Source organism: Rathayibacter sp. AY1F2 (genome assembly GCF_002930885.1).
Classification (GTDB): domain Bacteria; phylum Actinomycetota; class Actinomycetes; order Actinomycetales; family Microbacteriaceae; genus Rathayibacter.
The window spans coordinates 165359-176658 of record NZ_PSVG01000007.1 but is presented as its reverse complement, the minus strand read 5'-3'; the positions used below and the strand labels follow the sequence as shown (position 1 = coordinate 176658).

The window sequence follows — 11300 nt, the reverse complement described above, 5'->3', positions numbered from 1 at the left end:
GGAGCGCGACGGCGTCCTGGTGGAGCAGCAGGCGCTGCCGTTCGGCATCGCCGCCTGGCGCCTGGGCGCCGGACGCGCCCGCCACCTGATCGGCACCGTCCTCGAGCAGCTCGCCGCCCGCTGACCCCCCAAGACCCGAGCAGCCGTCCGCGCGGGAACCCGGCTCTCGGCACGCCGCTCCGCGGCCACTCGACCAGCAGGGGCGGACGACGGACGCCCTCCCACCGCACGGTAGACACATCGCGCCCTGGAAATGGGAGTCTTGATACGCCGCTCTGCGGCTACTCGACCAGCAGGAGGAGGGAGCGCCCTCTCACCGCAAGGTGGAGGGCGCGTCCGAGAATCGCGTGGCAGCGATTCGAGGCAGCCCGACGGAATACGCTCTGCGGAACGCACCCCGTCGGGAGGCCGACCGCGCTGAGCCGCGCAGGGAGCGGCTCAGAGTCGAGCTCAACCCAGCGCCCGCTCGATCTTCTCCGTGATCTCGTTCTGGTCGAGGTAGTTGTCGATGACGACGACCTCGGCGAAGGTGCGGCCGATGCGGTCGACGAGCTCACCGGAGGTGAGGATGACCTGCGCGTCGGCGGCGAGCGCGTCGACGGAGGCCAGGTCGGAGGCGATCACCTCGGCCTCGAGGTCGAGGGTCTCGAGGGCGCGCTCGGCTCCGAGCTTGAGGATGGCGGAGGTGCCGATTCCGGCGCCGCAGAGGGTGACGATCTTCATGCGCTTCTTCCGTGGTGCGGGTGGTGCGGGGTGCTGTCGGTGAGGACGGCGTTGATGCTGCGGACGGTGCGGGCGGCGGCGAGGGCACCGACCGCGTCCGGACGGCTGAGCACATCGGCGAGCCCGGAGACGAAGCCGACGTGTCCGTGCGCCTGGGTGGCGGCGATCCCGATGACGACCGACACCGGGTCGTTGGTGCTGTGGCCGAAGGCGACGGGCTCGGCCAGCGTGACGACGGAGAGGCCGTCCGCGAGGACGTCGTTGCCGGGCCGGGCGTGCGCGAGGGCGAGCCCGGGCGCGATGACGATGTACGGCCCGAGCACGTCGACCTGCTCGACCATGCGCCGGGAGTAGGCGGCGTCCACCGCGCCGGTCCGCTCGAGCGCACGGCCCGCCTCGAGGACGGCCTCCCGCCACGATCCGGCGGAGTGGCGGAGGGCCACCGCCTCCTCGGGGAGCGCGTCGAGCGGCACCGTCAGGCCGCCTCGAAGCCGGCGCTGATCGTCTCGACGAGCTCGCGGCGCTCGTCGAGCGGCAGGAAGGCGGCGTGGGCCGCGTTCAGCTGGAAGGCCTCGAAGTCGTCGAGGTCGTACCCGAACGCGTCGGACAGGAGGGCGAGCTCGCGGCTGAGTGTCGTCGCGCTCATCAGGCGGTTGTCGGTGTTCACCGTGACGCGGAAGCCCAACTGGTAGAGCAGGTCGAAGGGGTGGTCGGCGAGCTCGGCACCCCACGCCGCGACGGCGCCGGTCTGCAGGTTGGAGGAGGGGCTGAGCTCGAGGGCGATCTCGCGGTCCTTCACCCACTCCGAGAGCTCGCCGAGGGTGACGTAGCTCGCGTCGTCGTCCTGGCGCTCGATGCGGATGTCCTCCGCGATCCGGACGCCGTGACCCAGGCGCAGGGCGCGGCCGTCGAGCAGGGCGGAGCGGATGCTGTCGAGGCCGTCCGCCTCCCCCGCGTGGACCGTGGTCGGGAAGTGCGCCGCCGCGAGCAGTTCGAAGGCGGGACGGTGCCGCGAGGCGGGGTAGCCCGCCTCGGCTCCGGCGATGTCGAAGCCGATCGCACCGCGCTCGCGGTGGCGCAGCGCCAGCTCGGCGACCTCGAGCGAGCGGTCGGCGTGCCGCATCGCGGTGATCAGCTGGCCGACGCGGATGCGGTGTCCCTCCGCCGCCGCCTCCTGCACGCCCTGCTGCAGCCCCTCCTGGACCGCCTCGACAGCCGCGTCGAGCGAGAGCCCGGCGCGCTGGTGCTGCTCCGGCGCCCAGCGCACCTCGCCGTGCACGACTCCGTCGGCGGCGAGGTCGAGCACGAACTCGCGGGCCACGCGCTCGAGCGCCGGCGCGGTCTGCATCACGGCGACCGTCGTCTCGAAGGTGGCGATGTAGTCGGTGAGGGAGCCGGAGTCGGCCGTGGCGCGGAACCACTCGGCGAGCGCGTCCGGCTCCTCGGCCGGGAGCGGCACGCCCGTCTCGCGGGCGATCTCGAGGACCGTCCCGGCCCGCAGCCCCCCGTCGAGGTGGTCGTGCAGCGACACCTTGGGGAGCTCGTCGATGAGGACGCCCTCGCCCGGGAGGAGGTACTCCTCGGTCTGATCGGTCACGGTGCTCCTCGCAGGTCGGCGGTGGTTCGCCGACCACCCTAGAGGGTCGGCGGGAGCGGCTCGCCGGGCGGCGCCTCTTCCGTGCCGGGCGGCGCGGGGCTAGGAGACGCGCTCCGCCACGAGGGGGCCGCCGTCGAGCACCTCGTCGCCGTCGTCGCCGATCCGGTAGGCACCGTCGAGCGCCTCGAGCGCCCGGGCGAAGCGCTCCGGCTCGTCGGCCGACAGCGTGAGCAGGGGCCGGCCCGCGCGGACGCGGTCGCCCGGCTTCGCGTGCAGGTCGATCCCCGCCGCGTGCTGCACCGCGTCGGACTGTCGGGCGCGTCCGGCGCCCAGGCGCCAGGCGGCGATGCCGAACGGCAGCGCCTGCTGCTCCACCAGGACGCCGTCGCGCTCCGCGACCACGACGTGGGTCTCGCGGGCCTCGGGGAGCGCCGCATCCGCGTCCCCTCCCTGAGCGCGGATGACCGCGCGCCAGGTGTCCATCGCCGCGCCGCCGTCGAGGGCGCGCTCGACGTCCGCGTCCGGCTGCCCGGCGAGGGCCAGCATCTCGCGGGCCAGGGCCAGCGTCAGCTCCCGGACGTCCGAGGGGCCGCCGCCGGCGAGCACCTCGACCGACTCCCGCACCTCGTTCGCGTTGCCGATGGCCAGACCGAGCGGCACGTTCATGTTGGTCAGCAGCGCGGTGGTCCGCACCCCCGCGTCGTTGCCGAGGTCGACCATCGCCCGCGCCAGCTCCCGCGAGCGCTCGATGTCGACCATGAACGCCCCGGAGCCGAACTTCACGTCGAGCACCAGGGCGTCGGTCCCCTCGGCGATCTTCTTCGACATGATCGAGGACGCGATCAGCGGGATCGCCTCGACGGTCCCGGTGATGTCCCGGAGCGCGTAGAGCTTCTTGTCGGCGGGGGCGAGGCCCGAGCCCGCGGCGCAGATCACGCCGCCGACCGTCCGCAGCTGCTCCAGCATCTCCTCGTTGCCGAGGTCGGCCCGCCAGCCCGGGATCGACTCCAGCTTGTCGAGCGTTCCGCCCGTGTGGCCGAGCCCGCGTCCCGAGAGCTGGGGCACCGCCACGCCGAAGGAGGCGACCAGCGGCATCAGCGGCAGCGTGATCTTGTCGCCGACCCCGCCCGTGGAGTGCTTGTCGACCGTGCGCTTGCCGAGTCCGTCGAACCGCATGCGCTCGCCGCTGGCGATCATCGCCAGGGTGAGGTCGCGGATCTCGTCGCGCTCCATCCCGTTCAGCAGGACCGCCATCGCGAAGGCCGCCATCTGCTCGTCAGCGACGTAGCCGCGGGTGTAGGCGTCGATCAGCCAGTCGATCTGCGCGGTCGAGAGCGTGCCGCGGTCGCGCTTGGTGCGGATGATGTCGACGGCGTCGAAGTCCTCGACGGGGGTGGTGCGGGTCATGCGGGGTCCTCGGTTCGGGAGTGGGAGCGGTGACGGCGGCCCTAGGAGGCGGCGTAGGCCTCGAGCGTGCGCGGGCCGAAGGCGTCGGGGATGACCTCGTCGATCGTCTTCACGCCCGACACGGTCTGGAGGAGCATGCCCTCGGCCGAGTGCTCGAAGAGCAGCTGGCGGCAGCGCCCGCAGGGCATCAGGACGCCGCCCTTCCCGTCGACGCAGGTGAAGGCGACGAGCCGGCCGCCGCCCGTCATGTGCAGAGAGGACACCAGCGCGCACTCGGCGCAGAGCGTGAGCCCGTAGGAGGCGTTCTCGACGTTGCAGCCCGAGATCGTCCGGCCGTCGTCCACGAGCGCGGCGACCCCGACGGGGAACTTCGAGTACGGGACGTAGGCGTGGCTCATGGCCTCGAGCGCGGCCTCGCGCAGCGCCTCCCAGTCGATGTCGGTCACGACGGCTCCTCTCAGGACTTCAGGTACGGCTTGCCGGCGGCGGCCGGTCCGCGGGACTGGCCGACGAGACCGGCCACCGCGAAGATCGTCACGACGTACGGCAGCATCAGCATGAACTCGCTGGGCACGGGCGAGCCGATGACGCCGAGCACGTTCTGCAGGTTGGTCGCGAAGCCGAACAGGAGCGACGCGAGCGTCGCCTTGATCGGGTCCCAGCGGCCGAAGATGACGGCGGCCAGGGCGATGAAGCCCGCACCCGCGGTCATCTCCTTGCCGAACGCGCCGACCGCGTCGAGCGTGTAGTACGCGCCGCCGACTCCGGCGATCGCCCCGGCGAGGGAGACGTTCCAGAAGCGCGTGCGGGCGACATCGATGCCCACGGTGTCCGCGGCCTGCGGGTGCTCGCCCACGGCGCGCAGGCGGAGGCCCCACTTGGTCTTGAACAGGCCCCACCACACCGCGAAGATCGCGAAGTACATCAGGTAGACGATCACCGTCTGGTTGAACAGGACGGCGCCCACGATCGGCACCTGGCTGAGCACCGGGATCGGGAGGCGGTCGAACTTCACCGGCGAGTTGAACGTCGACGCATCGGCGGAGAGGACCTGGGAGTAGAGGAAGCTCGTCAGGCCGGTCACCAGCACGTTCAGCACGACTCCGACGATCACCTGGTCGACCAGGTACTTGATCGCGAAGGCGGCCAGCACGAACGACACCAGGACGCTCGCGACCATCGCCGCGAGCAGGCCGAGCACCGGCTGGCGGGTGAGGGAGCCGACCATCGCCGCGGTGAAGGCGCCGGCGAGCAGCTGCCCCTCGATCGCGACGTTGACGACTCCGACACGCTCCGAGATGACGCCGCCGAGCGAGCCGAAGATCAGCGGAGTGGCGAGCCCGACGGTCCCGAGCAGCAGTCCCGAGACGGGCAGCGCGGCACCGGCCGACGCCCAGACGAGGAACCCGATCAGGAAGACCAGGGCGAAGACCGCCGAGAGCCAGAGCGGGATCCGGCGGCCGGCGCGGGTGAGCCCGGCCGACGCGACGGCCAGGGCGACCAGGAGGATCGCGACGACCACGCCCGTCCCCCGCGTCGGGAACGGGATGTCCGGCAGCGCGAAGAAGTCGGTCCCCGCGGCGAGGCGGAACGAGCTCGTCCCGTCGCGGCCGAGGGCCACGAAGAGGACGACGGCGAGCAGCGCGAAGACGCCGAACGCGATCGGCGCCTTCCAGCTGCGGATCACGACGCGGTCGGGGGCGGTGGCGACGGCGGTGCTCATGCGGACACCTCCGAGGTGCGGCGGGTGCGGCGCTTCGGGGCTGCCCCGGGCGTCGGGAGGCGGAAGATCGCGCGCACCAGCGGCGGTGCGGCGATGAAGAGGACGATCAGCGACTGGACGACGAGGACCACGTCGATCGGCACGCCCTCGGCGGCCTGCATCGAGTAGCCGCCCGCCTTGAAGGCGCCGAAGAGGATGCCGGCGAAGAACACGCCCCAGGGTCGGGAGCGGCCCAGCAGCGCGACCGTGATCGCGTCGAAGCCGATGCCCGCGTCGATCCCGGAGGTGAAGCCGGTCGTGACCGTCCCCATCACCTGGGCGCTGCCGGCCAGGCCGAGCAGGCCGCCGGAGAGCAGCATCGCGTACACGTAGCTGTTCTTCACGTCGATGCCCGCGACCCGTGCCGCGTGCGGGTTCTCCCCCACCGCGCGGAACTTGAAGCCGATCGTCGAGCGGTTCAGGAGCCACCAGACGAACACGGTCGCGAGGACCGCGAAGACGAAGCCGAGCGTGAGCGAGTATCCGGGGCCGAGGAGCGCCGGGAAGACCGCGGTCTCCTTCATCCCGGGCGACTTCGGGTTGTTCGAGCCGGGCGCCTGCAGCGCGCCGGGCGTCCGCAGGAGGTAGGAGATCAGGTAGAACGCGACGTAGTTGAGCATGATCGTGAGGATCACCTCGTGCGCGCCGGTGCGGGCCTTGAGCAGTCCCACGAGTCCGCCCCAGAGCGCGCCGCCCAGGATGCCGGCGGCGAGCGCGACGATCAGGTGCACGCCCCACGGGAGGTCGAAGGAGAAGCCGACCCAGCCCGCGCAGGCGGCGGCGATCAGCATCTGGCCGCGGCCGCCGATGTTGAACAGGCCGACGCGGAAGGCCAGCGCCACTCCGAGGCCGCCGGCGATCAGCGGGGTCGCGAAGGCCAGGGTGTCCGTCAGCGGCTTGATGCCGTTGGCGAAGCCCTCGCGGCGGAAGTTGTAGACCGAGCCCTGGAAGAGCGAGGAGTAGGCACCGGAGACGGACTGCCAGATCGCCTGCAGGGTGTCGAGCGGCCGGGCGAAGAAGTAGCCCGACGCCGCCTGGACGTCCTTGTCGGTCGCGGCGATCAGCACGCCGCCCGCGATGAGGGAGAGGAGCACGGCGAGCACCGACATCAGCGCGGTGCCGGAGAGGATCTCGCGCAGGACGCGGGAGGCGCCGCTCTCGAGCGGGCCGGAGCGCACCTCCTGATCCGGCTTCTGGCCGGGCTCGAGCCCGGACGCCTTCTCGGTCTCCGCGTCGGGATCGACCGCGGGCAGTTGCGCGTCGCTCACGCCGCCGCTCCCTTCTCGGCGGGCGCCTGCCCGGCCATCATGAGCCCCAGGACCTCGCGGGGCGTGTCGGCGGGGACGATGCCGATGATCCCGCCCTTGTACATGACCGCGATGCGGTCGGCGAGCGCCGCGACCTCGTCGAGCTCCGTCGACACCACGATCACGGGGACCCCGGTGTCGCGCGTCTCGACGATGCGCTTGTGGACGAACTCGATGGAGCCGACGTCGATGCCGCGGGTGGGCTGCGCCGCGATGAACAGCCGCAGCTCCCGGCTGAGCTCGCGCGCGAGCACCACCTTCTGCTGGTTGCCTCCGGAGAGGCGGCCGACGTGGGTGCCGATCCCCTGGGCGCGCACGTCGAACTCGCGCACCCGCTCCTCGGCGAAGCGCTCGAGCTCCTTCAGCCGCAGGCCCAGTCCCTTCACGAACGGACCGCGGTCGCTGCGGTCGAGCATGAGGTTCTCGGCGATCGTGAACTCGGCGACCAGACCGTCCTCGGTGCGGTCCTCGGGGACGAAGCCGACCCCCGACTCGAGGACGCGGCGCACGGACAGCCCGTCGAGGCGGCGCCCGTCCAGGGTCACCGAGCCCTCGACCCGCTCCTGCAGGCCCATGATCGCCTCGGTGAGCTCGGTCTGGCCGTTGCCCTGCACGCCCGCGATCGCGAGGATCTCGCCGCGGCGGACCTCGAAGGAGACGTCGTCGACGACGGCCTGGCCGTTGGCGTCGCGCACGGTGAGGTTCGAGACGACGAGGGCCTCGTCGCCCGGCACCGCCTGCTCCTTCTGCACCGTCAGCTCGACGGCGCGGCCCACCATCAGCGAGGCGAGCTCGGCGTTGCTCGCCGTCGGCGACGCCTCCCCCACGACTCTGCCGAGGCGGATGACGGTGATGCGGTCTCCGACCTCGCGCACCTCGCGGAGCTTGTGCGTGATGAAGACGATGGCGGTCCCGGCCGCACGCAGCTGGCGCATGATCGCGATCAGCTCGTCGGTCTCCTGCGGGGTCAGCACCGCGGTCGGCTCGTCGAACACGAGCACCCGGGCGTCGCGGGAGAGGGCCTTGATGATCTCGACCCGCTGCTGGACGCCGACGGGGAGGTCCTCGACCAGGGCGTCGGGATCCACGTCGAAGCCGAAGCGGTCCGAGATCTCGCGCACCCGGGCGCGCGCGGCAGCGAGGTCCAGGCGCCCGCCGGCCTTCGTCTCCTCGTGGCCCAGCATGACGTTCTCGGCGACGGTGAATACGGGGACGAGCATGAAGTGCTGGTGGACCATCCCGATGCCCGCCTTCATGGCGTCACCCGGACCGGAGAAGTGCTGGACCGCGTCGTCCAGCAGGATCTCCCCCTCCTCGGCCTGGTACAGGCCGTAGAGCACGTTCATGAGCGTCGACTTGCCCGCGCCGTTCTCGCCGAGGAGGCAGTGGATCTCACCGGGTTCGACGGTGAGATCGATGTGGTCGTTGGCCACGAGCGCGCCGAAGCGCTTCGTGATGCCACGCAGTTCGAGCTTCATGGGACCAATCTAACTTTCGGTTCGCGCCACGATGCGCCGTCGGCCGGGATCGATGGCCGCAGCGGAGCCGATCCGCCCGCCGGACCGACGAAGAGGCCGGCGGGCCCGAGGTGTGCTCGGGCCCGCCGGCCTCTTCGAGGAAGCGGCTAGGACGCCGCGGGAGCGGACGGGGAGGTGACGGTGATGGAGCCGTCGATGATGCCCGCCTTGATGGTGTCGAGCTCGCCCTGCAGGTCGCCCGAGACCTTCGACTCGAAGTCGTGGAACGGCGCGATGCCGACTCCGTCGTTCTCGAGGGTGCCCACGAAGGGAGTGGGGTCGAAGTCGTCGGCTCCGGCGGAGCTGGTGACGTCGGTCGTGCCGGCCTCGATGCCCTTGAGGATCGAGGTCAGGTACAGGTCGGCGCCGTCGGGGTAGGTCTCGTACAGGTCCGCGTCCACGCCGACCATCGCGATGTCCTTGCCGGAGTCGCGGATCGCCTCGATCGCCGACTGGAAGATCGGACCGCCGACGGGGAGGATGACGTCCGCGTTCTGGTCGATCAGCGACTGCGCGGCCGACTTGGCCTCGACGCCCGCCGCGAAGCCGCCGGTGAAGGAGCCGGTCTGCGCGTCGACGTCCCAGCCGACGACCTTGACGTCCTTCCCCTTCTGCTCGTTGTAGTACTTCACGCCGTCGGCGTAGCCGTCCATGAAGATCGTGACGGTCGGGAACTGCTGGCCGCCGTAGGTGCCGACGACGCCGGTCTTGGAGTACGACGCGGCCGCGTAGCCGGCGAGGAACGCCGCCTGCGAGGTGTCGAAGGTGATCGGCTTGACATTCGGCAGGTCGATCGACGCGTCGTCGATGATCGCGAAGTCGATGTCCGTGTTCGCCTCGGCCGCGGCCGACGTGGCCTCGGCCAGCGCGAAGCCGACGGTGATGATCAGGTTGCAGCCCTGGTCGACGAGGCTGGTCAGGTTCGGGGCGTAGTCCGTCTCGGACTCCGAGGTGACGGTCTTCGGCGTGACGCCGAGGTCCTCCGAGGCCTTCACGAGGCCGTTGTAGCCGAGCTCGTTGAACGACTTGTCGTCGAACCCGCCCGCGTCGGAGACCATGCAGGGCAGGAAGTCGCCACCGGCGGCGGCGCTGGAGCCGCTCTCCTCGGGGGCGGAGGCGCAACCGGCGAGAAGCGCGGTGACGCCGAGGGCGGCGAGACCGCCGAACGCGGCCTTACGCGAGGTGATAGTCAAGATGTCGTCCTCCAGGAATGCGGCCCCGCGCGACGAGCGCAGCAGGGCGTCGATTCCCACACGTTACCCAATGTGACAAGCCGCTCAGGCGCCCGGACGGTAGACCTCAGGAAGCGTTACACAGTGTTGATCTTCGCGACACGCGGAGCATGTCGTGGGTGCGAGCGGCTGGGCTCGATTCCGAGCCGCGGAGCGGCTCGGCGCGGTCGGCTGGGCTCGATTCCGAGCCGCGGAGCGGCTCGGCGCGGTCGGCTTCGCGACGGGTGCGTTCCGCAGAGCGGGTCGCGTCGGGCTGGCCTGAATCGCTTGGCACGCGATTCCGGCTCGCGGCCCTCTCCCCTGCTGCCGGACGTCGAGAGTGCTCGTGGGAGCTCCGCGCTGCGCGCGGTCGGGCACGGACGGGTGCTTCCACGGTGGTCGAGTTGCCGCGCGAGCGGAGACCCGCCCGCCAGCACCGAACGGGACGGCCGAGGCCCTCATCGAGGGTGGTCGAGTGGCCGCGCGAGCGGCGTATCAGGACCGCCGCACGCGCATGAGGCGAGGGGCGGAACGGCGAGGGGCGGAACGGCGAAGCGCGGCGCCTCCGAGGGGAGGGCCGCGCTTCGCCGGGTGTGACGGAGGGCTAGAGGACGTCGGTGCGGCCGGAGAGGCGCAGGGCGTCGACGACGCCCTTGACCTTCTGGGCGTTCTCGGTCGTGGTCACCAGGAGTGCGTCGGGGGTGTCCACGACGACGATGTCCTTCACTCCGATGAGGGCGATGGTGCGGTTGCCGCCGCTGACGACGATGCCCGTCGCGGAGTCGGCCAGAACACGCGCGTCCTCGCCGAGGATGGCGAGGTCCGAGCGGAGTCCGCTCGAGTGCAGCTTCGCGATCGAGGCGAAGTCGCCCACGTCGTCCCAGGAGAAGTGGCCGGGCACGACGGCCAGCTTGCCCGCGGCCGCGGCCGGCTCGGCGACGGAGTAGTCGATCGCGATCTTCTCCATGCCCGGCCAGATGCGGTCGACGACCGCGCCGCGCTCCGGGGTGTCCCACGCGGCGGCGAGCTCGAGCAGTCCGGCGAGCAGCTTCGGCTTGGCGCGGCCGAGCTCCTCGAGGAGGCGGTCGGCGCGGGCGATGAACATGCCCGCGTTCCAGAGGTACTGACCGCTGGAGAGGTAGGCGCGCGCGGTGTCGGCGTCGGGCTTCTCGACGAAGGAGTCGACGGCGAGCGTGTGCGTCGCCCCGTCGATCCCGAGGTGCTTCCCCGTGCGGATGTAGCCGAAGCCCACGGCAGGCTCGGTCGGCGTGATGCCGATGGTCGCGATGTAGCCCGCGTCCGCCGCGACGACGGCCTCGGCGACCGCGTCGTGGAACAGCTGCTGACCGCTGATGACGTGGTCGGCGGCGAACGAGCCGATGATCACGCCCGGCTGGCGGCGCTCGAGGATGGCGGCGGCCAGGCCGATCGCGGCGGACGAGTCGCGCGGCTCGCTCTCGAGGACGACGTTGAGGTCCTCGAGGCTCTCGAGCTGCTCCTCGACGGCGGCGCGGTGCGCGCGGCCGGTCACGACCATGATCCGGTCGGCGCCCGAGATGGGCGCGAGGCGGTCCCAGGTGTCGCGGAGGAGGGTCTGTCCCGATCCCGTCAGATCGTGCAGGAACTTCGGGGCGTCGGCCCGGGAGAGCGGCCACAGCCTCGAGCCGATCCCGCCGGCGGGGATCACGCTGTAGAAGCGGTCGAGCGGGGCGCGGCCATCGGTCTCAGGTGATGTCATGTCCGCAGGATACAAGGGAGCCCGAGCGCGACCGTCCG

The 11300-nt window shown here is 71.6% G+C and carries 10 protein-coding genes; all 10 read right to left on the bottom strand.

What is annotated here, in order from left to right; translation table 11 throughout:
* Positions 1–450: 450 nt before the first annotated feature.
* Positions 451–723, bottom strand: coding sequence for a PTS sugar transporter subunit IIB (locus C5C54_RS08155; protein ID WP_104226416.1), 273 nt, complete (start codon positions 721–723; stop codon positions 451–453).
* Complete coding sequence (locus tag C5C54_RS08150; protein WP_104255398.1) at positions 720–1196, bottom strand: PTS sugar transporter subunit IIA; 477 nt, start codon at positions 1194–1196, stop codon at positions 720–722. Before C5C54_RS08150 ends, C5C54_RS08155 begins: the two co-directional genes overlap by 4 nt.
* A gap of 2 nt (positions 1197–1198) precedes the next feature.
* Entirely contained in the window at positions 1199–2320 is a 1122-nt protein-coding gene (locus C5C54_RS08145) for an adenosine deaminase (protein ID WP_104288110.1), read from the bottom strand.
* 99 nt (positions 2321–2419) lie between these two features.
* Positions 2420–3727 carry a thymidine phosphorylase gene (locus tag C5C54_RS08140; RefSeq protein ID WP_104288109.1) on the bottom strand — a complete coding sequence of 436 codons (1308 nt, stop codon included), beginning with the start codon at positions 3725–3727 and terminating at the stop codon, positions 2420–2422.
* Positions 3728–3768: 41 nt separating this feature from the next.
* Positions 3769–4173, bottom strand: coding sequence for a cytidine deaminase (locus tag C5C54_RS08135; RefSeq protein WP_104223180.1), 405 nt, complete (start codon positions 4171–4173; stop codon positions 3769–3771).
* Between the two features lie 11 nt (positions 4174–4184).
* Positions 4185–5450, bottom strand: coding sequence for an ABC transporter permease (locus C5C54_RS08130; protein WP_104223181.1), 1266 nt, complete (start codon positions 5448–5450; stop codon positions 4185–4187).
* Positions 5447–6757, bottom strand: a complete 1311-nt coding sequence (locus tag C5C54_RS08125; RefSeq protein WP_219812170.1) for an ABC transporter permease — start codon at positions 6755–6757, stop codon at positions 5447–5449. The genes C5C54_RS08130 and C5C54_RS08125 overlap by 4 nt, the downstream gene beginning before the upstream one ends.
* The gene (locus tag C5C54_RS08120; RefSeq protein ID WP_104226419.1) at positions 6754–8274 is read right to left on the bottom strand and encodes an ABC transporter ATP-binding protein; all 1521 of its coding nucleotides are present in this window, start codon (positions 8272–8274) and stop codon (positions 6754–6756) included. The genes C5C54_RS08125 and C5C54_RS08120 overlap by 4 nt, the downstream gene beginning before the upstream one ends.
* 146 nt (positions 8275–8420) lie before the next feature.
* Complete coding sequence (locus C5C54_RS08115) at positions 8421–9506, bottom strand: BMP family protein (protein WP_104246690.1); 1086 nt, start codon at positions 9504–9506, stop codon at positions 8421–8423.
* A 622-nt stretch (positions 9507–10128) separates the two neighbouring features.
* On the bottom strand, positions 10129–11262 hold the full coding sequence (locus C5C54_RS08110) for a mannose-1-phosphate guanylyltransferase (protein WP_104288108.1): 1134 nt from the start codon (positions 11260–11262) through the stop codon (positions 10129–10131).
* Positions 11263–11300: the final 38 nt, after the last annotated feature.